This window comes from Alteromonas genovensis, assembly GCF_010500895.1.
In the GTDB taxonomy this organism is placed as follows: domain Bacteria; phylum Pseudomonadota; class Gammaproteobacteria; order Enterobacterales; family Alteromonadaceae; genus Alteromonas; species Alteromonas genovensis.
On sequence record NZ_JAAAWO010000003.1, the window covers coordinates 319,591 to 341,884 of the forward strand.

Genomic DNA, 22,294 nt, shown 5'->3' on the forward strand with positions numbered 1-22,294 from the left:
AAAATCACCAATTAATTCAAATAGATAAACAAAAACACATCGTGCAGCGGCGAGATAAAAATAACATTAATTACTAAATAATAAAAATTTTTAACTTGTATTTACTGAAATGCTGAATCTACCAATCCGCTTAACGTCGTCTAACACATTACTGCCTAAAGCCTTGTTCGGTAGAACCTTTAAAACTTTGTTGCCATCCGCTTTTCGATTAACTTCCCACACGTGATTACAGTTAGAATTTCGAATGGCGAAGCAATTGTAATCCCTAGAAACCCATTGTTCTTCATCAGCTTTTGCACCACAACAAGGACAATACAACAACTCTTCAAACCTTTCTGCGGCCTCCATCACGGCATCAATTGCCTTAGCGATGGAAACGTCCTGCTTATGCCCTTCCTTGAAATCCAATAACCTTGGCTTTACGTCTATAAATGGCTTTATCATGGTGACGCTATTACCTTCAAGCTGCCAATGTCGCCTCGTATTTATACTCTCCAAAAATCGTATCAGGGCTGACGGAACTCTAGATAGTGTATTTCCAAGAGCTTGAACTACTTGGCTAGCTAACCACTTCGAGATCAATATTGCCAACTGTTCCAATGAATAGAAATTGATAGGAGAAGCGCAAAGGTTATGTTCTCCCGTTGCTTCATCAGCATCTATAGAAAGCAATACTCTTTGGTAGCTTTCCATCAACTCTATATCTGATTGGTCAATATGACTGTTGAAGCACGGTACAAAGCTTAGATTCTGTTCAGGTGACTTTAATACGATCTCAGAGGCATCTGTTAACTCAAGATATACGGTCTGATTTCCATTTCTTTCAAAATAGTTTGGTGACGATTCCTTAAAACCGAGTTCATGCAGCGTTCGTTTCACTAAGTCGCAACAATATTGCGAATAAGCATTAGCAAGTTTCTTATTTCGTTCAAAGATTTGTTTAGGGTCGAGGTTGTTAGCTTGCTGGGTATCCAACCAACTATTCCATAACCTTGCTACATGACGATAATGCTGGTCATGTGACAAAACGTTAGTCATATTTAATTTTAGTGGTACATGAACCTTATTAGTCAAAGAGAGATACAAACCGGAATGCTGTAATGTTCTCACTTTTTTTAACATCTTTGTTAGGAGTTCAAGTGTGGCAATACCTTGCATTGCGGCATCGTCTGCCTGCTCATCATCGGAAAAACCTTCTCCCCACAAAGTAAAAATACTGTCTCGCAGCTCAAAATATATACCCTCTGCATTTTGGAAACTCATTGCTTGCTGGAATATTTGTTCTAACCTTTCTACCTCCAATATACGTTTTACCAGATAGCGTTCGATATTCTCCAATAGTTTCACGAACACTCGATTTTCATAAATATTAAGCTGATCTTCACTTTCCAAGGCGAGAATTTTTTTAGGAATAACTCCTGTGAGTGTTCTGGTTTGCCAACACTCTGAATGCGAGGCCAAATGAGCATTTGCGGAACCCGCTATTTTTTTCGCTCTGGATATTGGAACAAGATGCTCTTCATAAACTAACTCCATTCTAGGTCTTATGGCTATTTCTTGCAGATGACCTTTTCTAAGGACATCAACTAATAACTCTTCAAATTTAGTTAGTTCAAAGCGAGCAAGCAGTTTATCTGGAATTAGAAAAGAACTATCTTTCCCCAAATCATTCGCTTCTTGATATGCGAATATTGCGCTTTCGATAATCTCAAGCTCAGTCTCAAGTTGTTCCGACTTTTCGTTCTTAACAAATGAGCCTAACTGGTGTTCGATTTGAAATTTATCGGTTCCATCGTTAACAAGAGGGTCAGCTGGCTGAATTTTTGAATGTCCGTTAAAAACACACGTCTCTTGTGCAGTATATCTTTCAGATGTGATTTGCTCTGGAAGCTGTTTAACCAGCCTCCCTCTAAACCTGTCATACCAAGCAATCATCAAAAGCTACTCTTTTTCTTCAACTCATTATTTAAGAGTTTTAAACTCGCCTCCGGTGTTGAATTGAAGCCTTGAGAACGCCAAAACGCTTTCAATGCATCAATGAGATTTGAGATGTCATCATGTTCCGTGTCATAGCGCCCAGTCGCTTTACCAGCTCTTAATACCTTAGTTGCTAACATATGATCTAAGGCAAAACCTAAATCACTACCACACTCAAGCATGACAGGAATGAACCTAACAAGGTGCCGCTCAAGTCGATTTCCCCAACTAACGTTAAAATCTTCCTCTAATATCATTGAAAACTCAGAGCCATCGAGTTCTTGAATAAGCTTAGCGACCTTAGAGCGATGTGTATTTGCCGCTCTTTCGAAAGCGACTTCTAATGATTCAAAGCTGTAGCTAATAGGCTCATGGTCTTTGTTTATTTCAAACGTATTTTTATGTCTCGGCAGTTCCATGACATGGGCACGATCATAAGTTTTATCGGCAAACTCGAAGGTTGTTTCATCATGGTTAGCTGTGCCTATAAACCACAGGTTTTCAGGTATTCTAATTTTTCTCCCTTCAATCAAGTTTTCCGGTCCATTGGGTTGGCCCGTTGTCATCAAGGTAAGAATACGGTCTTTGGGATCTAACTCCAAAGCAGATAAAAACTCTGCAAAATATTGTTCTGGTCTTGAAAGGTTCATTTCGTCCAACAAAACAATATAAGGACGATCGCTAAATGCCGGAGATTGTGCTTCATACAATGCTTGTAACGTTTCTTGTTCGTAAAATTTCTTCTCGAATGCGTTAAAATGACCGACTAGGTCACCTTTATCTCGCCAGCCAGCTTGAACAGAAATAGTTTTCACACCGCCACCAACTGCTCTAGCAAATGCCTTTGCCAAGCTAGTTTTACCTGTACCGCTGATTCCTTGTAAGATGTGTAAACGGCTCATAGCAAGGCCTGCGATAAACAGACAAATATCTTCAAATCGATAGTACAGCTCCTTTTGCTCATTCGCATCCCAAGCAATACGATGCTGAAGCTCATTCGCAAACTCGCTTAATGAAGGAACAGATTCGGTTCTTCCTTTGGCTCTTAGTTTGCTATCTAGCCCCAAAAGAGCGGGGAAGGCAGTTTTGGCTTGTTGCTTATTAACTAAATCATCAACGTCAGCGCTTAATTGATCAACTGCTGCTTTCAGCAATTGATTGTGCTTTTCCAAAGCTTGTTTCTGTTTTTGAATCTGTTCTAACTCAATAACAGACTTTCGACTTTTCGTGAGTTGCACTTTGTTTTGCTGTAACTCTGTATGAGCATTGTTGTATTCCTGCTCTAGTGCCTCGTATGTCTTTTTGAGTTGTTTAAAATTCTCTTCAAGCTGCTCACTAGGCTTTTCATCTAACTGTGAGCGCAGAGTGTTTACTGTTTGCTTGTAATGACTAAGCTGTTCAATAACCTCTTGCGGCGTAGCGTCTTCAAACTGTCTTTCTAATTCTTTAAAAGAACTTAGCTTTGCAAGTAACTGCTTTTCACCTTGATCATACTGGGCGATTTGTTTCTCAAGGTTTGCTTTCTGGTTTTCGAGTGAAGATATCTGATAAGCAAATTCTTTTTCGATTTCATTTTTAAGTGAAATTTTATAACTACTTGCTTCTTCGTCGGTTAATTGCGCCTGCCTACGCATCCTCTCAATAAGTGCTTTTTCTTGTTTTAACTGAATCTCTTTTTCATCTAATTCAGCTTCTTTAGCGAATAACTGTTGTAGCTTTTCATCCAGCAAAGTCTTTTCAGCTTCGTTTAACGTTTGCTTTGACTTGTTTAGCTCCTCTAATTCTTTCTCAAGCTTTAGCTTTTTCTGCTCCAATGATTCATGAAGCTTATTTTGTTTTTCTTCAAATGAATTGAGCATCTCCATGTGTTTTACTGCGAACCCACTTTCAGCGTCAAGTTCTTGTTCCTTCAGCTCTTCTAGTTTTATGGCTAATTCAGCTCTATCTTCAGCAATTTTTTTCTTACTCGCCAACAGCTCTTTAGTTTGCTTATCTAGCTCTTTCTTTTCAGCCTCGGCTTTCTTCTTTAGTTCTTCTAACGATTCCTCTAATTGTTTTTGTCTCGCTAAACTTTGCTTATTCTCTACTTCAACCTTCTTGTTTTGCTCTACTAACTTTTTAAGTTCGCCAACCAACGTTTGAATATCATTACCGAAAGTTTCTGAAGCGACTTTCTTTTGCTCTTCACTCGCAGCATCGTGTGACGTTTTCGCTTTCTTAAACTTTTCAGCCATAGCGCCGACAAAAGAGCCGTTCTCACTCTCCACTAGGTTATCTACGGCAGCTAGAGCATTATCTAATTTATCAAGTTCTACATTTGCTGTATTTGTAGCGGTTGCCTGCGGCTTCCTTGCTCGGTTTCTTTTCGCCATTATTTCCTTCCTAATACTTTTTCTAAAACTGTTAATAATTCATTTGTTGAATCGAGGTGACTTTGGACCTCTTCTTTTGTCAAAACTTCACTACTGGCATGACTCGCCTTTCTATTTCTGTCGTCAGCAAGTCGAATAGCATCATCTAACCAATTAGGTAGCAGCGTGGATAACTGCTCAACAACATGTGGTAACGTCAATAGTACGGCGGCTAGCATCGGCTTTAATGATTGATTTCCTCTTGTCATTGCTGACTGAACGTTGCCCCCTTTGACGGTTGATAACCTTTTCGCTGAAAATGTACTGACGCCGTTAACGCTTAAATAAATTTGCTCAACAAGCCTTTTGTCATGCTGAAATATAGGTCGTTCGCCATTACGCGTAGTATTCCAACGCATGACTAATACTTCCCAATCGCTGTTAGACTCATCAGGTTTCATTAAGGTTTTTAACCAAGCTTCGATTACTTTTTGCAGCTCGCTCAATAATCCTTCTAAATCTTCAGATCTAGGGGGTTTAAAGTCATCGACTCTCTTTTCGACTCTCTTTTTAAACCTCAATGTTGCTAATACATGCTTCTCTATAAGCGAGTATTGCTGTACCCACGGGTAGCTAGCCAATAACTCAACTTTTGCCTGCTCTTCAAAAAGCTGTTCTTGTTGGTTATGACCTAGTGGTTGTTCGTCTTCTGCAATCCCCATCACCTCACTAACTCTAGAAGCAAGGTGCTTATTCGAGGCTAGCAGCAGCTCAGCAATATCGTTCAATTCTGGAAGAGTTTCAGTTAATCCTGTGGGGTCAGATAAATACCACGAGCGCTCACCAGAAATTGTTGAAAATAACTTGGTGTGGATAAACGCTGCGATAGGCTCAGGCTCAATAAACTCAATGGAATAGGTAACTTCTAACGTATCGTCAGATACATAAAAATCAGCTTGCTTTAACTGGTTCAATACTCTGCGATAGGCTCTTAAGCTGGTGTTCATCTGCTCTGATGTTGGCGCTTCTGGCTTAACGGTATCACTGATTAACAAGGGCTTTACTAACTTACCTGAGCCTTTGCTTCGAACAAATTGAGGGAAACGCTCAGTAAAATCCATTCCTTCAATGTGTGGTAGTGTAGAAAGTACCCTCGGCATCAACTTTCCCGTTGTAGCATCTTGCAGTATGTAATAACTTGTTTTCTCGTTTGTAGATTCTTCTACACCTAGAAGTAACTGCTTGGCTTTGTCTGTATGGCTCCAACCATAAAGATAACCTTCATTAGTTAATTGAGCTAATATGTGCCTGATAAGCTCTTTATCTAAATTGCTATATCGACATAATTTTTCGTTTTCACGGCACCCTGCCAAAATAAGCTTTAGCACTAACATCTGAAAAATATTTAAACTTGATTTATTTTTGGGAGCAGCTACTCGCCATAGATAAAAAGGCCAAAAAATATCTTTTTCATTCTGGTATCGATTCAGCTTACTTTTCAAATAGCAAGCATCCTGAATATCTCTGTGTGTAATCATGGTCTGCCCCCACAGAGTTCGTGAATAAATGCCCACACTTGAGGAATGGCTTCTTCAGCTGAGTCGCAAGAAAACATCTCTTTGTCACCAACAACTTTGATTAAGCTCTTAGCGCGACTAAACGCTACGTTTAAACGGTTTGGTGTGCGAATGAAACCGTATTTTTTTCGATATCCATTCTCATCTGATGCCTTAATGTTATTTGAGCGAACCGTTGATAGGATCACCACATCAAACTCCTTTCCTTGAAACGCATCAACAGAACCAACTCGAATTTTTTCATCTCCCTCTTCAGTGGTTTTAAAGCCAGGCAGATACTCCCAATCATCTTCCAATTTTTGGCAAATGCCTACTTGCGCAAGCTTATTTAGAATTAACTCTCGTTGGGCTGCAAAAAAGGTAATTACACCTACACTTAAATTAGGATTTTCTGCAAAAAGCTCTTGCACTTCACTAACAACTTTTTGTGCTTCGCAATCACGTTGCCAACTAGTCCCTGAACGTTGCTCTTTGCCAGACTGAAGCGGCAGGTCAATCCACTCGGCTACTTTACCTTTGTACTTAGCAATACCGAGTTCGAAATGATCTTTGCTTAAGCCTGCTTCAAGCTTTGGCTCTCCTTCAGCTTCATAAAACGAACGACTTACAAAACTACCGATATCTGGATGCATTCTGAACTGGGTATCCAGCATAACTGTTCGTTGAATTCCGTCTTTGGCTTGGCGAGCTTTTAATTGCGTATAAAGTCGCTCGAAAAGACTCATTTTGATGGCTTTAGCAGTCTCTTGTTGCAAGTCACCTGCTTCAATCATTTCTTTTTCAATATCAGGTTCTAACATTTGCGGTAGCTGGAAGTGATCTCCAACCAAAACTATTCGCTTCGCTGCTAAAGCCATTGGAATAAACAAATCAAGCGGGTTTGCTCTGGCAGCCTCATCTACAATAACGGTATCGAAGGTAAAGTCTCCGCCGACTTCATCCAAAGAGCTATTAATCTGCTCTTTATACTTTTCAACCTGTTGACCCGCAGAGCGCTGACACGATGCACCAATTGACGTGGTGTAGTCTCTAACACTTTTTGCAAGGTAATCCGGTTGATACTTGATTAAGTCTAAATACTCCTCGATAACATCAGGTATTCCCGCTGCACAATTCATTGCGTGCTTAGCGATTACGTCGTTCAATTGATGGAGCGTTGATATTTCTTCTTTTGAAAGCTCAACTTGTAACGACTTAGGTCGGTAATCGGGGATTAAATCGTCGAGTAACTTATTTTTGATTTCTCTGAGTTTTTCAAAGTCTTTGGCACTTAGAGTCAGCTTCTCGATAATTTTATCTAGAACTTCTACTTCTTCTACAAATCGCCCTGTTCTGCGTAAAGCGGATAGACACTTGAAAGACTGTTCATAACCATCATCGTCATACGCTCGCTCAGAGGTTCGTAAACCTCTAACTTGACGCAGCAATAATCGGTTAGAAGGCGGGTTGTTCTCATCAACTTGAGTGTCAAACTGTTGCTCAAGTTTTGCCTTCAGGGACTGAGGTATATCAAAACCGTGGTTTATTCTAAGGTTATCAATATCTTCAAGAAGACTTTTTATACGCTCGTGTTTTTGCTTTTTATCTACACGCGACGCTAATATGGCTGCTATGTCTTTTCGAATATTATTTATAATTTTATAACTGCTGTCGTTTTGAGATAGCTCATTCGCGACTTCAGTCAAATTATGTATTTGTTTCTTGCTCCATTGCTCCAAAAGAAAAGGGGCACGCGTGTTGTCATCCGCTCTAATAGCGGGAATACCAAACGCTTCAGATCTGGCAATGACATTATCAACCGCATCATTTTGATAGCTGGTAAGTAGTATTTGCCCCGTTAAATTACTTTTATGTTCTTCCGCCAACCTATTTTGTAACGCACTAATAACTTGAGTTTTGCCTGTGCCTGGAGGCCCAAGAATTAACGCTATATCAGGTGTATTTAAAGCAACGTCTAGTGCTTCTATCTGTTTTTCTGTTGGCTCACCTTTGAATGAACTTCGCGCGGCTGCGGTTAGCGGCTTCAGTTTGTGTTTGGCCTGCTTTTGCCTTGAGATACTAAAATCTTGGTCTTCCAATAACAGACGTAGATCTTTCATTGGGTTCAAGAAGTTTGTAATAGCATCCCTAGCCTGCTCGCGTCGCTGCGTCTGTACAATTGAGCCACTAATCGACAAATAAATAACACCTTTTTCTTCAGGCTTTCCGTAAGAGTTTAACTTGAGCGTTATATACTGATTAGTGTGCCCCGAAAATCGAGCAGAAATACTTTCTACCTTTTCATCCTTCTCAAGCCCTATATCACCAATATTATTCTCTAACCAGCTAGGCAATCGCTTGTTTATCTCTAACGTATGGTTAGGCTCTTCTCTTAAAGTTGCGGCAATCTGTTTAACTTTCTCAATATCTTTTTCTTGGAAGTAAAACTTCCACTTAACATCATCAACTGAGTCTTCTTTATCGATTTTGATATAACGAACGAAGCCAGCGTTGTTGGCAAGTTCCACCGCCTTTTCTTTAACTTTTTGGTTGTATTGGTTCCACAAGTTTATGTATGTTGAATTATCACGATTTAACTCCTCAAGTTTTTGCTTAACTAAAGGATCTTGAATGCGGGCTGCAACCGTATAGTCAACAAACGATAACTCACAATCTAACGAACTTAAATTGAACTTGATTTTACGATGCAGCTTTTTAACTGATTTCGCCCACACCCTTTGTTCGGGCGTAAATTGCACTTCAAGTAAGCTATTTTTACCTACAATCGTTAATCCTCTGTTATCCGCGACGCTTGCATTAGATACCGCCGTTAACACTTTCGACTGATTATTAACTTCAAGTACAAACTCGCTTTTTAGCCATTCCGCTACGCTATCAATGTCTTTATTTTTTAGCTTTGCGAGTTTAGAAACTTGCTCAATAATATTCTCGTCTACCGACACTTGTAGCTCGTGAAAATCCAAATAATTTGGTAAGCAAGGGATCGTCTGAATAAGCACCTTCTTTTCTTGTTTAGAAATCGGTATCCAAATAAAGTGCTCAATGTCACCATAGTTATCAAACACTTCAGCGTTGGTAACTTGTGCCAAAAGGTCATTTTGCTTAATAAACAGCTCGTCGTGGGTTAAATGAAAAGAGATATCTTGCTTACAATCAAGCGCCGAAATAGCCTCCTCTTCAATGACAATTTCAATAATCGTTTCTTGAGTTAAATGTCTTAAGTCTTGAGTAATCATCAGCCTACCACCTCAACCTGAACAAATTAGCTATTTGTGGCTCCGGCGTATCAACGATCGGCACAATTATTAACCACCTATTCGCTCTCGTTGAGGCAGCTATGGGCGTTTTAGAGTTGAACGTTTGAAGTTTGTGTTTGTCTAGTTCTAACCTAAAGTCTGCAAACCCCATCTCAAAAGATTTAGCACCTATCGGAGTGATCTCTAAACCCTCTTTTGAAAAACTTAGGGATAACAGTTCTTGTGATTCAGACCAGTACAGAGAACCAGGGCAAGAGTTTTTGATTACAATGGTTTCACCAATATTAAGCGTTTGGTTGCACCCAGTATTTATGTAAGCATCACGAACATCAGCATTTTCTAAAGCCGTGATCGACTCATCATACAAATAGTTACGAATATACAAAATTTGGCGGCCGCCTATTAACGAATCACAAAAAGGACACTCTAATTTTCGGTCACGCACCACATAGTTAAAAGAAGCATTGCATTCGCTGTTTTGGCACTTCACTAGCATATGCGTAAGCTTTTCCAGAACCCCCGCCCATTCAGCTAAACTTGGCCTAGCTAGCGGTTCGTCTTTACCCGCGTTGAAGCACTGCTCGAATAAACTATAAAGTGGGTTTAACGCTACCAGTTCTAGTGGTATGCCTTTGGGATAATCTTCATCTAGGGCATTAGAATGATCTGTTGGGTGGTATATCCAAGGCAGCTCCCCCGCAAACGCTCTCTCTTCGTCTTCAGGTGTCCCATTTTCAACAACCTCACCAATAAATGGGTGATTAGTTGTCAATAACTTCATCGCAACAACTGCAAAACTCCATGCATCCGTTAGCGATGAAACAAGGCTATCGCCATTAACTACTTCTGGAGCACCAAACCCAGGGCTAAAGATTCGACCTGCCTGCCCTTCTTGTTCTACTGAATCAAAACTTTCGCGCTGATTAATGCAGATATTGTCACAATCAATCAGCCATACTTCAGAGTAATCAGGGTTTTCTGAAACAAATATGTTAGCTGGTGATAAATCACCATAAGCTAATCCCCTCGCATGGAGATCTGACAGTGTTCTGGCAAGCTTTGCCAAAATAGTCATCCGACGCTTTAAGCCACCTGTAGATAAGTAATGATCTATTGAACCCTCTGAAGCGATTAACTCTTCAGTTTCATTCATAACTTTTTCTAGTGGAATTAACCCGTCCATCAGTTCCATTGCATAACCAAAGTTATTTCCTTTCATAGCAATGCGCGAGAAGGGTTTAGCAATGTTTAATTGCTCTAAAGGCTGCCTCATTAACCAATGAACATGCTCAAGCCATTTTCTCTTTTTATTTTTGTCTCGCTGGGTGCTCATTTTTACTAGCACGTTATCAACTTGCGTTGTACAAACAACTCCCTGCCCACCATGTCCAATCTTTTTAACTAACTCAAACTCTTGACCAAAAGTGTCAGTAACTATCCGTTTTTTAGTTTGCCCACTTGCCATTTTTATATCCCTTATTCTGCACAGCTAGCTCAAAACCAATATTGCAAGTGTTTTGTCATCTGTGTGATTAGGCGTGCCCCAATTTCTAAATTCGTTTTTTAACCAAGCTTTAGCTTGCCTAATGCTCTTGCCATCAGTGCTTTCAACAATTGAATTAACGAACGCCAGTTCCATACCTTGGTTGATATCTTCACTAATGCCGTCGGTCATCAACGCAATCACATCGCCTACTTTCAATTGCTGCTTTGTAACTTGCCAGTCGGAAAACTGTTTGGATTTTCCTAAGCCTGTAGTGATGTTGCCAAAATCATTTGTATCCGAACGCTCAGTTGTCTGTTGCGAAGTTAAAATTAAACCGTCGCCTATCTGAAACGTTCTTAGCTCTCCGCTATCAGAGACCCAGGCAATCAAACACGTTGTTACCGCGTCGTTGGCTGTCATATTGCCAAGCGAGTCCAGCCAGTGTTGATAAATCCGCTTGATAAGCGATTTGCTCTCAATATTGAAATCAACCGTCTTGATGACGTCAAAAGCAGCTCGGCATGCTTGCCTTGATCCTATATCCGAATGAGGCTTAGATCCCATGCCATCGCAAACCACAGCTAGCCAGCCATTTGGCACTCGCTTTACTAGCACTGAATCTTGATTAGGCTGACCATTTAACAAATGACCAGGCCCAATAACAGAAACGCTTAAATGGCAAATGCTCATCACAAGCCTTCTAGGTCTAAGCCCAAGTCGTCGTCATCGTGGTCTAATTCATCAAAGTTAATCGGCGCAAGTTCGTTGGGGGTTCTACTTTGCGAGCGTGCTGTTACACTCATAGTGACTGCTCTAAAGAAGCGGTGAATATCTCTGGCTTCATTGGCTTTAAATACTCGCGCTTCTAGGTCGTTGTTGAATGCTTCAAGTACATCGATATTAGCTTCAGCCCCTATTGCCATTGCAAAGCGGCTGGCTTTTTGACCTCGCTCACTGGTGGTTAAACGTTCTAAACCAGCTTGCCAACTGTCGGTAGGGATACCGTCAGAAAGTAAAATTAAAACAGGGCGATAATCGCGAGACGTAATCAGTTCTTTGTCTTCAAGCACCTCAGTAGCCAGTTCGAACGCATGTCCCATTGGTGTGCGACCAAACGCATCTAGTGGCTGCATAGCCTCTATTTCTGACGCTTTAGCAAGTGGTAAGTGCATCTCAGCGCTATCGCCACCAAAGGTAATTAAACCCACTTGAATTTCAGCTTGTCGTGCAGATTCTTGTTTGAATGTCGCAACCATGTTCTGAACGGCTTCATTTAGGGCTGCGATCTTCCCGTTTACCGACATACTGCCACTGGTATCCGCTAGAATAATGACAGGGAGTGCTCTTGCTTTTGCTACTGCGAATTTTTTTAGACTCATTTTTGTTTCTATCCTTTTAACTTAGATTGACTCAATTCAATCAACTGTAAATTAATGTAAGTGTTTGTGGCTGTGCTTGAATGGACGGATCTTTCTGAGGTCTTTATTTCGGAAGGCTGTCAATACTGTTCCATTTGACGACACAACAAGCTGGATTCCATTCATCGCTTTCAGATCAGGCTCAATAGAGCCATATCTTTCAATTTCTTTTTTTCCAATAACATAGTAGGTAGCGCGTCTTGCGTGAATAACGCGACCATATTTGTAAGTAAGCATTACCTGCTTTTTAGATATCCCTCTTTGCCCTTCTCTTGTCTGCGCGTGCTGGCTGTTTGTAAGGTCTGGTGCAATTAAAAGTCGATCATCTTCTTTCACAATAAAGGTCATGTTTTCTTCCTCATATGATTGGATACATATGAAATAGCGAAAATCAGACCAAAATATAAGAGACTGTTTTTATTGAAATTTACACCACAAGCATAAATAAGTAAAGTAAGTATAATTACTAAATAATAATAATAATTACTTTTATAATTTTTGATACGCTGCAATGATAATTTTTAATTGCTCTAGCAATTTTTTACACTCACGCTTGGTTACTTTTCCTTGGTTTTGAAAGTAGTTTCTAGGGTGAATAAGGTTGCGCATTGTACGAATATTATGTGCAGCATTTGCAGCTTCATAATCCAGTTCACCGAGCTTTTTAAGGGATGTGATAGCTTCGTTTAAACTAATTCCTACACCATCGCGATAGTAATCGTGTTTTTCGCTTTCAGATAACCAGTCAAGAATAATGGCTTCTAAAATTGAGCCACAGAGCACCATTGAGGATTTATACAATCCTTTGTCAATGCATACTTTCAGTTCTTTTAAATCATCTTTTATCAATTTTTCGATAATGCTGCGCTTTGAAATACGTAACTTTTCTAGCTCTTCTAACAAAAAACTATCTTGCAAACGGCCTTGGTCTTTAGTGCCTGCAATGAGGTTATTGATTTTGTCGAGATCTGACTCTGGTGTTTGCAGCCGTTGATAAAGCTCATCGATTTTCGCCAAGGTGTCATCATCAGGTAATAAAATAGGTAACTTTTGAAAATCATTAAGCGCAACACGTGGAATTACGCTACCGATCGCCATTTTGAGCGAATACTTTTTGGCAAACTCACTTTGTAAATACAAAGATAAGTATTGTGCTGAAACTGCTACGTTAGCCCGAAGGCGAACATGAAAACTATGTGCTGGAGCGTAAACACCTTTCAACTCTTTGGTGACCAAAAACACCTTTGAGCAATTGGGTGTGATAATAATATCGCGCTCCGCCAACACCTGATTTGTCGCATCACCTTCAGTAATCGGTAATTCATTCTGGTTACAAGGTAGCTTAGCTTTCCCTACTAACGGCCATTTAAACACTTGCCCCTGAACCAAGTCACCCCGTTTAACTGAGTTCACCATTTTGATATCGGCTAACTTTTCTAAGGCTTCAAATTTGGCTTTTTTGTAGCGGTTTATATCGATTTGATTGTCCGGATGATAAAAAGCAACCTGTAAGCGTGACATATCAAGCTCGTTGACTGGCACTTTGAAAATATTGAACGGCTGCTCTTGTTGCTCATTCTTTGCGGAACTAGCTGCGCCAAAAAGTTCTTGTTCAATTTGCGCTAGAAATTGTGTGAATGTTTCGGTGTAAACAATATTAGGTAACTCGCCCGATTTATCTGCTTTGTGTGTTAGTTTAGAATCGACTGGGCTGCTCTTTTGTGCTGGAGCATTCGCCGAAAAGTCGGCCATTAGAACGTCACTAACAGGCTCATAGCCCAAGACTAACAAACTAAAAGATACACTGGTGACAGGCGACCAAATAGCGCCAACATCAACCAAAGCATGTAGAGCATATTGCTCAAACACAGGTGCTAGCTGCCGCTTATGTTTCGTGCTGTTTATCCAAAGGGATGGCACCACAATAACTTGAAAATCGTTTGCTGTGCCTTGTTCCTTATTTTCGCTATTAGGGTTTAATGCATAATCAAGGTATTCACTGATGTTGTTTTCATCTTGCGGGTTAATACCGAGTAATTGGCGCTCTTCAATGGCGTTGAGTAACTGTGACATAAAACATCCTTGTTGTTAGTTAATTTAATCCTATAATTCTCCAGAGAAAGCCTTTTGGCTTAAGGAATTAAACAGGTTGTTAATTTCTGATTCGTCAAATTTTTGAACTGTCTTCTTGACTTGGCTTTGAATATTCAAAAACTCCATTTGTCGATTTAATGGAGGATTAATTACAGGTAACTCCTTCACTTTTCCGACATTTAATATTCCCATAGTTCCTCCATGAGACATATTAGCTATTTTGGTTAGCATTTCTTTAGTCGTTAAAAGGAATTTCATAAACCAAGGGTTCGCTAGCTCACTATCAAACTTCACTTTCATTAATCGAGGATTAATTATTCCTTTTTGGTACTTGTTAGGAACAACTGAGATTTTGCCAAAGCTACCGACAAGGCTAATTAGCATATCGCCTTCATTTATCGAGCAAGATTTCAAACGTTCAAATTTTTCTGAATCAATATAATAGTCTCCAAATTCAAGATCGTCTTTTATTACCTGCTCCTGTCCGTAAATTTTGTACCCGCTCTCTACGTAATCTTCTTTTTTTAGGGCAGAACCAAATGGCCCAGCTTTTATTGAATATTTTTCTTTAGCTGCAATATCTTCAACTCTCTTAACTTCCCACCCTTTAGGGTTAGTCACCGGATCGCCAAACATATCTAAAAACACGCTGCGGAGAAAGTCGTCGGCGAGGTCGATGGCTTGTTTGCGTTTACGGCGGATGGCATCGGCTTTATCTAAAATCGCCGCAATTCGCTTTTGCTCGTCGAGTGGTGGAAGTAGTAATGGATAAGCTTTCAAAGCTTCCATATCAACTCCACTTTGACCTGCGGTTCTCTGAGACAAACCGTCAATGAAGCGAAATAGCTTTTCCTGTTTTAAAAAATAAAATAAGTAATTTCGATCTACCTTTTCATTTGGTTGAGCTTTCATGAGAGCTACATTGTATGCACCTTCTAGCCCCCTTAATATCTGAAATACCGGAGGCCCATAGCGCCCGATCATAACATCATCCTTGGAGCAAAATTTCTTAGTCGAGTCTATTGGAACATAAGTTAAATTACGGTCAGACTTATAGTCCCTAATTTGCAATAATCGAACATAACCATCTTCTAGCTCATACTTGAACGCCGATTTAGGGGGTTGAGAGCCGCCAACAAACGAAACAACAGAGCCTAGCTCTACAACAGGCCAACTCACAGCATCTTCTCCAAGTCTTTTAAGTCAGCTAATATTTCACTCTCCAAATCAACTAACTTGCTCAAGATCTCTTTTGGGTGATCGTATTGCTCTTCTTCATATACCACTTCTTTATAGCGGTTAATGGACAGATCATATTTGTTGGCTGCAATATCGTCTTTGCTTACCCAGAAGTGTTTCTTTTCGTCTGTAACGATACAGTCATTTTCTTCTGTTTCCGCAATCGCTTTATCACGTGCTTTAAACGACGCGACTAAATCTTCCAAGTCGTTTTCTTTTATGATGGTGCGTTTATCGTCTAATGACAAGCCATCGTTCTGTAAGTCATAAAACCAAACATGATCAGTAACTGAGCCTTTGGTAATAAACAAAATCGCCGTTGAAACGCCCGCGTAAGGTTTAAATACCCCTGATGGCAGCGATACCACGCCTTGTAATTCGTTGTTTTCAACTATGTGTTTGCGCAGTTGTTGGTGGGCTTTTGATGAGCCGAACAATACACCGTCTGGTACGATGATCGCTGTTTTACCACCGTTTTTCAGCATACGAAGAATTTGAGCTACAAATAACAGCTCGGTCTTTTTGGTTTTAACCATACGTAAAATAGCATCGTCCACGTCTTCTTCGTCTAAGCTTCCCTTAAACGGTGGGTTAGCTAAAATCATCGAGAAGGCTTCTTTGCTTTGCTCTGGGTGGCGCTCGGCAAAACGACCACTTAAGGTGTCTTGATAATGAATATCTGGCTCGGCAATACCGTGCATCACTAAGTTCATTGCAGCAATACGTAACATGGTCGAGTCAAAATCAAAACCGTGGAACATGTCTGTGTCTACATGGTCACGGTGCTCAAGTAATAGGTCACCACTGTAAATTTTTACCTGCTGTTGCTGGCCTTTCTCATCGATTACCGTTTCGGTATGAATCCCCTCAGGAGAGGTGTATTTCTCTAAAAGGTATTCATAAGCAACGCTTAAAAACCCTGCTGTGCCACAGGCAGGATCGCATATGCGGTCATTAACCTCTGGATCTAACATTTCCACCATGGCACGAATGATATGGCGCGGTGTGCGGAACTGACCATTAATACCTGCTGTAGTCAGTTTGCTCAGAAGGTATTCGTACAAATCCCCTTTGGTATCACTATCTTCTAACGGTAGTTTATTGATCATCTCAACCGCCGAGACCATTAAAGTTGGCTTTTGGATCATGCATTGGGCGTCTTTCATAAAACCGCTAAACAATGAACCTTCGCCAGCAATGTCTTTAAAATGCGGGAATACTTCATCTCGCACCACTTTTAACATGGTATCTGCATCTTGATGATGGAAACGATGCCAACGAATATGTTGCTGTTCCTCGCTAAAGCGACGCTTAAAACTGGTGCCTCGCAGCTGCGCACGTTTTTCATCGCGCTGCTCGTGTAAATCGAGTAAACGAGCATACATTAGGAAAGTGATCTGCTCGATAACGGTAAGCGGGTTTGCTATGCCTCCCGTCCAAAATTCAGACCAAAGTTTGTCTACGCTGCTTTTTAATTCGCCTGTTATCATGGTGTTCTCTTTATATTTCATATGCCCGCACCAACATAAAGGCACGGGCTTAAACTGTTTAATTTGCTGCTAAAATTACGTGAGTTGGTAAGATGTGATAGAGCGTTTGTTAATGCCGTACAAGCCTTCGCGCTTTTTAGTGGTAGGAAGTGTTCTTGCTCTTACCGAGAAACCTTTTTTTACCACGTAATCCAACATGGTTTGTTCACAATCAACTTCAATACAATCAATAAGTTTATTACCTTGTTCGCTAACGCGAAATGCAACTTTGCCCGTTTGAGTATTTTTCATTCGAACCGGATAAAGATGATCTCCTGATTCGTGTAATAGCTTTAGTCGCATACTCATCCGCGATTCTGTTGTACCAGTCATTTTCATTCCTTTAGTCACTTCTTCCCTCAATCGTTGAGACAGGGTCAGGTAGCTCGAGCGATTTTAGCAAAGCGAAAACATCGTCTTCACTGTTACCTAATACACCTTCATAAATTCGGTTGTATGGCGCTTTGTCTAAGTCGGCCATTTTTATGCCGCCGCTGCGGGCAATATGCCCAACTAACATATCGATTATACGCTGTGCTTGTGCGCTCATACGATGGTTTTGTAAGTGCTCGGTAAAACTTTGTTCAATGTATTTCGCATCCATACCAACAATGCTTCGAAGTAAGGTATCGAGTGATTTACTCGACTCTGGATAAAACGATTTTAGCGTTTCGATATCCACATCTGCATGACGTGTATGGATAATACTGTTTAGCTGTAAAACCTCGTTTTCGGAAACAGCCTGGCCGTTTCTAATCTTTTGTAATACTGGATGACTATCAAAAATTGGCTTTAATGCTTCTTCAACCTTCTGCAAATAAATTTTGTAATCGATAGATTCAATTTTGGAAGCGCGAGCACTGATTTCATATTCAGCAGCATCTTCCTTAATATCGAGCAACTTTGTGGGTGCAGGAGGCGGTAAAATTTCCCCTTCCAGTAGCCACATGATATCACGCAGTGCTAAACGAGATTGCTCCAACTTTTCAAAGGTTGGCATAAGCCAGTATTCATCGCTGAGCAGATGCTTAATGTATTCCGCCTTATCTTGAACTTGTTTCATATTGACTGGTAAGCGGTCAATCACAGAGAAGATTTCAGCTTTTAGCTCGCCAAGCTCAGTTGGCGCATCAAACAAAGTTTGCTGAGTTTGCGCAATAAGTATATCCCAGCGTATGGCTTTACTCTGCTTGCGGGTATCCAGCCATTGCATCAGCGGCGCAATTTCAGTTTCTAGCAAATGTACCGTTTGTTTTGCGTATTGATTTAACAGCTTTTCATCTGACATTTGCTCGACAATTTGCCAGCTATCGCGAATATTGATGTTGCGTTTATCAAGTGAATCAATGTCTTGTTTAAGTAACTTAGCTACCACTAAAAACGACTCGCGTTCAAACTTGTTAAGTGCGGTAGAGGCCAGCAGCATACGCATTTCAAAACGCTTCTGTGCTAACGATTTGGTAACAGTTGGCTCGGTTTCTTCGTAATCGAATTCGAAATAATCAAAATTATTCCAGTGGTCAAAAATTAAGAAGCGTGTTTTGTCTTTGCCCTTGCCAAATAGATCGGGGCATAAACGTGTTCCACGCCCAATCATTTGCCAGAATTTGACCTTTGACTTAACAGGTTTTGCGAACACTAAATTGACAACTTCTGGCACATCGATACCTGTGTCCAACATATCTACCGATATTGCCAGAGTGATATCTTTCTCCGGCTCGCCTTCTATGCCTTTGAACTGATCGATGAGGGCTTCGGCACGTGGCTCGTCAGAGTGAATAACTTCACAGAAGCCATCACTTAACTCTGGATACATGTCGTCAAACAATTCTTTGAGCAAACGAGCATGGTCAATACGACGGGCAAAGATAATCGTCTTACCAATGAGCTGTTCGTCTTTGTCTTTGATACCATTTTCCATCAAGTTTCGAATTATTTGACGATTGGTATCAAGGTTCATAACCGCTTTATCAATGTCTTGAGCATTAAACTCTAGCTCATTTGGATCTTCACCGTTGTCTTCTAGTTCTGCGATTTGCTCATCCGTTAACGAGCGCTGATTTATCCCTTCTCGTAGAAACTTAGTGGTCATTGTCATTATATCGAATGGCACTAAGTGATCTTCTGCAATGGCTTTTTCCAGCGGGTAATTCGCCGTAGGACTTTTGTAGTCGCAACCAAATAGCTGGCAGGTAGAGCGAGATACCATTTCTACTGGCGTCGCCGTTAAACCTACTTGCAGACAATCGTAATATTTAAAGATATTACCAAACACGTTATAGACAGAGCGATGTGATTCATCAGCAATGATAAGGTCGAAGTATCCGACATCGAAGTCTTCATAGATGCTCATCATGCCTGGGTATGTAGCAATAAAAATACGGGCATTATCTCGATATTTCTTCTCACTCTTACCCACTACGTAAGGCTTAGCTTGTAAAAAATCGACAAAGGCTTTGTTGGCTTGTTTACGTAACTCTTTGCGGTCACATAAAAATAGAATTCGTTTTGCCCATTTTGCTTCTTGGAGTGATTTAGTTAACGCAATTGAAACCCTTGTTTTACCAGTACCCGTAGCTTGAACGATTAACGCTTTTCTGCGTTTTAGTTCAAAGGTTTCATGAACACGTGTGATGGTTTCTAATTGATAGCGTCGGCCAGCGATACCATGATCTATTTCAACTGAGGATAACGGCTGTTTTTCGACTCGTTGAAACTTTACTAAATGCTGCAATGAGCTTTTGGAGTAATAACCATAAATTTTACGAGGTGGATACTTTTGAACGTCATCCCAGATGTATATATCGTGCCCATTGGTATAAAACATAACAGGGCGCTGCCCGTACTGCTTTTCTAGTGCATCGGCATAATCCTTCGCTTGCTTTTTGCCAAGCCTAGCATCTTTTGAAGTTCGCTTGGCCTCTACTACTGCAAGCGGCTTGCCGTCGTCATCCCACAGTACATAATCAACATAACCGATAAACGTCTTCGTTGGTTGATATTTGACTTCTATTTCTTGACCAACCTGTTCCGTTGAAGTGCCGTCATCCGACACATCCCAACCCACTTCTCTCAATTCTGAGTCGATGAGATATTTTCGAGTAGCGTTTTCATCGAAGTTTAATGTTTGAGAAGCGACTTTGCTGAAATCAGTAAAGTGCTGCATTACAGCTATATCGGCGACAGCGGTGGCCTGCTTATTCTTTTGTAGTAGCTCTTGATAGGCTTTGCGCTGCTCTTCTAACTCGGCCATTGCTTGTTTATGCAGTGCCTCGCTTTGCTCTAGCTTTTTCTTTAATTGGCCGTCAGGTTTTTCTATTTCTTTATATGCCGGAATAGCATCGCTTTGTACATTGTGAAACGAACAATATAACCACGCCCCCACATGGTAAGCTTGCTTAACCGCAAACAGTGCATCACCAGTGGTGCCTTTGTTGTCGTGGACGGCTTTGTTACCTAAGTTTTTGAGTAAATGAAACTTATCTAGAATTGCTGAAGATGACAGCTGAACAAAGTCTTCTCCCTTCAACTGCTCGTTAAATGTTGCACGGGGTAAGCAAGGTAACTTTAAAGTTCGATAAATCCAGCCAACTAAATGTTCACTGTATGAGCGCAGTTTTATAAGCGAGCCAACAGGGTCCGAATAGGTGTACTCTTCGGCGTAACCGCCAAAGTCAGCTAGCTCAGGCCAGTCATTTCGTAAAAACTCAAAATTCATCGATTGCTTCATTCCGATTGATTTCCTTATTCCTCAATTTGCAGGTCGAGTGCCAAGTTTTTATTCAATAGCGCTGTAGGCATATTACTCTATTTCAATATCAAGTGCTTCTATCCACTTAGTGATCACTTGTTGGCTATTTAAGCCTATCATTTTTGCTGCTTTCGTTTTGTTATTACCCGCAGCTTTCATTGCCGCTTTTACATATTTTTTCTTATATTTTTCAACGAGATTATTTATATCTACTTGTTGACCAAGTGACAAGAAGATTTCGGACTCATCAGAAACTGGAGCACGAACTATTAGCGCGTTTTTAATATCTACGTCGGTGATTGTTTCTGCGTCTGACCACAGAAAAGCGCGATTAATTGTGTTCCACAACTCTCGTATATTGCCGTGCCAAGGCTGCGACTTGATAAACTTTACTCCTTTTTCAGAAATATTCTTACTTTTATAACCTGGGTATTTGTTAGCTGCTTGGTTGAGTTCATCAACTAATTCCAAGACTAATGGCTCAATATCTTCATGACGTTCCCTGAGAGCTGGGATATGCAGTAGTCCAACCGCTAGACGGTAGAATAAGTCTTCACGAAAGTCACCTTTTTCAACAAGTTGCAGCAAGTCTCTGTGGGTCGCTGCGATAATCCTAACATCAACTGAAATTGTTTTGTTATCGCCAACTCTAGTAATTTCACCTTCTTGTAAAGCTCTTAACAGCTTTACTTGAACACTTGGCGTTAATTCGCCAACTTCATCAAGAAATAATGTGCCGCCACTAGCTTGTTCGAATAGGCCTTTGTGTTCACTATTAGCTCCAGTGAAAGCACCTTTGACATGGCCGAATAAAATAGAATCAACTAGTGATTCTGGTAGCGCTCCGCAGTTCACGGTTTTTAGTGTTTTGCTAGCTCTAGGACTCGCAGCATGAATAGCATTGGCAATCACTTCTTTACCCGTTCCCGTCTCTCCTAAAACCAAAGCTGGCAACTCAAGGTCAGATTCAGCGACTCGTTTCGCTTTAGAGATCACATCTTTCATTGCTTGTGATTCAGCAACGATAGTCTCGAATAGTTTGTGAGATGAAGGCGCTTTAACGGCTTTATTAGCAATACTTTTCGCAGCGGATTTTGCGTAAGCCACACCAAAATCGACTGGAACGTCCACATTTTCTATTGTGTTATCACGTCTAGACTGGATGAAGTGTGTGTTATGTTTACCTTTACCAACTAATACCGATGCAACACTCATTGCGGGTGTACCAGAAGTGATATTGATATAAAGCTCTTCACTTTCCTCAGATAGTTTGGAAATCCACTTTTCTGTTTCTCTTATTATGGTCGGATAATCAGTTGGGCCAGCTATATTGGCTTTGAAGATTGCAACATTGTCGTTTGGACGGCCAGCTTCTTTGAGCTGTTTCACTAACCACTTTTCGTAAGGCTTCCAGTCTTTTTCCCAAGCGTTTGCAAAAATAAAAATGCGATCAAATGGTTTAGGGTTCTGTAATGCTATCGTGGAAATAGCAGCATGTTCATTTTGCTGCATATTTTCAATATCTGTATTTCCTATCCATGTGTAAAGAGTAGTCACCAGTTTTAAGTCCGCGTTATGCTCCAATAGATAACTAATATTACATAAGATAACCATA

General features: G+C 40.6%; 14 protein-coding genes. All 14 read right to left on the minus strand.

Annotation, left to right across the window (positions count from 1 at the left end; genetic code table 11):
* Positions 1–90: 90 nt before the first annotated feature.
* Positions 91–1,938: a hypothetical protein gene (locus GTQ48_RS06500; protein ID WP_163105704.1), complete on the minus strand. Its 1,848-nt coding sequence runs from the start codon at positions 1,936–1,938 to the stop codon at positions 91–93.
* Entirely contained in the window at positions 1,935–4,349 is a 2,415-nt protein-coding gene (locus GTQ48_RS06505) for an AAA family ATPase (RefSeq protein WP_163105705.1), read from the minus strand. Before GTQ48_RS06505 ends, GTQ48_RS06500 begins: the two co-directional genes overlap by 4 nt.
* A complete protein-coding gene (locus GTQ48_RS06510; protein WP_163105706.1) occupies positions 4,349–5,866 on the minus strand; it encodes a hypothetical protein in 1,518 nt (505 codons plus the stop codon). Before GTQ48_RS06510 ends, GTQ48_RS06505 begins: the two co-directional genes overlap by 1 nt.
* Positions 5,863–9,141, minus strand: coding sequence for a DEAD/DEAH box helicase (locus GTQ48_RS06515; RefSeq protein ID WP_163105707.1), 3,279 nt, complete (start codon positions 9,139–9,141; stop codon positions 5,863–5,865). The genes GTQ48_RS06510 and GTQ48_RS06515 overlap by 4 nt, the downstream gene beginning before the upstream one ends.
* Before the next feature lie 4 nt (positions 9,142–9,145).
* The gene (locus tag GTQ48_RS06520) at positions 9,146–10,627 is read right to left on the minus strand and encodes a serine/threonine protein kinase (protein ID WP_163105708.1); all 1,482 of its coding nucleotides are present in this window, start codon (positions 10,625–10,627) and stop codon (positions 9,146–9,148) included.
* A 24-nt stretch (positions 10,628–10,651) separates the two neighbouring features.
* Entirely contained in the window at positions 10,652–11,338 is a 687-nt protein-coding gene (locus GTQ48_RS06525; RefSeq protein WP_163105709.1) for a PP2C family serine/threonine-protein phosphatase, read from the minus strand.
* Entirely contained in the window at positions 11,338–12,027 is a 690-nt protein-coding gene (locus GTQ48_RS06530) for a vWA domain-containing protein (protein ID WP_163105710.1), read from the minus strand. Before GTQ48_RS06530 ends, GTQ48_RS06525 begins: the two co-directional genes overlap by 1 nt.
* 51 nt (positions 12,028–12,078) lie before the next feature.
* Positions 12,079–12,414 carry a DUF4258 domain-containing protein gene (locus tag GTQ48_RS06535; RefSeq protein ID WP_163105711.1) on the minus strand — a complete coding sequence of 112 codons (336 nt, stop codon included), beginning with the start codon at positions 12,412–12,414 and terminating at the stop codon, positions 12,079–12,081.
* A 141-nt stretch (positions 12,415–12,555) separates the two neighbouring features.
* Positions 12,556–14,139, minus strand: coding sequence for a DUF4145 domain-containing protein (locus GTQ48_RS06540; RefSeq protein WP_163105713.1), 1,584 nt, complete (start codon positions 14,137–14,139; stop codon positions 12,556–12,558).
* Between the two features lie 30 nt (positions 14,140–14,169).
* Positions 14,170–15,339, minus strand: coding sequence for a restriction endonuclease subunit S (locus GTQ48_RS17880; protein WP_163105715.1), 1,170 nt, complete (start codon positions 15,337–15,339; stop codon positions 14,170–14,172).
* The gene (locus GTQ48_RS06550) at positions 15,336–16,889 is read right to left on the minus strand and encodes a class I SAM-dependent DNA methyltransferase (RefSeq protein ID WP_163105716.1); all 1,554 of its coding nucleotides are present in this window, start codon (positions 16,887–16,889) and stop codon (positions 15,336–15,338) included. The genes GTQ48_RS17880 and GTQ48_RS06550 overlap by 4 nt, the downstream gene beginning before the upstream one ends.
* Before the next feature lie 75 nt (positions 16,890–16,964).
* Positions 16,965–17,261 carry a transposase gene (locus GTQ48_RS06555; protein ID WP_163105717.1) on the minus strand — a complete coding sequence of 99 codons (297 nt, stop codon included), beginning with the start codon at positions 17,259–17,261 and terminating at the stop codon, positions 16,965–16,967.
* Positions 17,262–17,271: 10 nt separating this feature from the next.
* Positions 17,272–20,658 (minus strand): type I restriction endonuclease subunit R, encoded by a 3,387-nt coding sequence (locus tag GTQ48_RS06560; protein WP_163105719.1) that lies wholly within the window; start codon positions 20,656–20,658, stop codon positions 17,272–17,274.
* Between the two features lie 72 nt (positions 20,659–20,730).
* Positions 20,731–22,293 carry a sigma-54 interaction domain-containing protein gene (locus GTQ48_RS06565; protein WP_239060020.1) on the minus strand — a complete coding sequence of 521 codons (1,563 nt, stop codon included), beginning with the start codon at positions 22,291–22,293 and terminating at the stop codon, positions 20,731–20,733.
* Position 22,294: the final 1 nt, after the last annotated feature.

What these genes read in the sequence shown, in the direction of transcription:
- GTQ48_RS06505 (WP_163105705.1), bottom strand. Translation starts at nt 4,349, where the DNA reads ATGGCGAAAAGAAACCGAGCAAGGAAGCCGCAGGCAACCGCTACAAAT.
- GTQ48_RS06510 (WP_163105706.1), bottom strand. Translation starts at nt 5,866, where the DNA reads ATGATTACACACAGAGATATTCAGGATGCTTGCTATTTGAAAAGTAAG.
- GTQ48_RS06515 (WP_163105707.1), bottom strand. Translation starts at nt 9,141, where the DNA reads ATGATTACTCAAGACTTAAGACATTTAACTCAAGAAACGATTATTGAA.
- GTQ48_RS06520 (WP_163105708.1), bottom strand. Translation starts at nt 10,627, where the DNA reads ATGGCAAGTGGGCAAACTAAAAAACGGATAGTTACTGACACTTTTGGT.
- GTQ48_RS06525 (WP_163105709.1), bottom strand. Translation starts at nt 11,338, where the DNA reads ATGAGCATTTGCCATTTAAGCGTTTCTGTTATTGGGCCTGGTCATTTG.
- GTQ48_RS06530 (WP_163105710.1), bottom strand. Translation starts at nt 12,027, where the DNA reads ATGAGTCTAAAAAAATTCGCAGTAGCAAAAGCAAGAGCACTCCCTGTC.
- GTQ48_RS06535 (WP_163105711.1), bottom strand. Translation starts at nt 12,414, where the DNA reads ATGACCTTTATTGTGAAAGAAGATGATCGACTTTTAATTGCACCAGAC.
- GTQ48_RS06540 (WP_163105713.1), bottom strand. Translation starts at nt 14,139, where the DNA reads ATGTCACAGTTACTCAACGCCATTGAAGAGCGCCAATTACTCGGTATT.
- GTQ48_RS06550 (WP_163105716.1), bottom strand. Translation starts at nt 16,889, where the DNA reads ATGATAACAGGCGAATTAAAAAGCAGCGTAGACAAACTTTGGTCTGAA.
- GTQ48_RS06555 (WP_163105717.1), bottom strand. Translation starts at nt 17,261, where the DNA reads ATGACTGGTACAACAGAATCGCGGATGAGTATGCGACTAAAGCTATTA.
- GTQ48_RS06560 (WP_163105719.1), bottom strand. Translation starts at nt 20,658, where the DNA reads ATGAAGCAATCGATGAATTTTGAGTTTTTACGAAATGACTGGCCTGAG.
- GTQ48_RS06565 (WP_239060020.1), bottom strand. Translation starts at nt 22,293, where the DNA reads ATGGTTATCTTATGTAATATTAGTTATCTATTGGAGCATAACGCGGAC.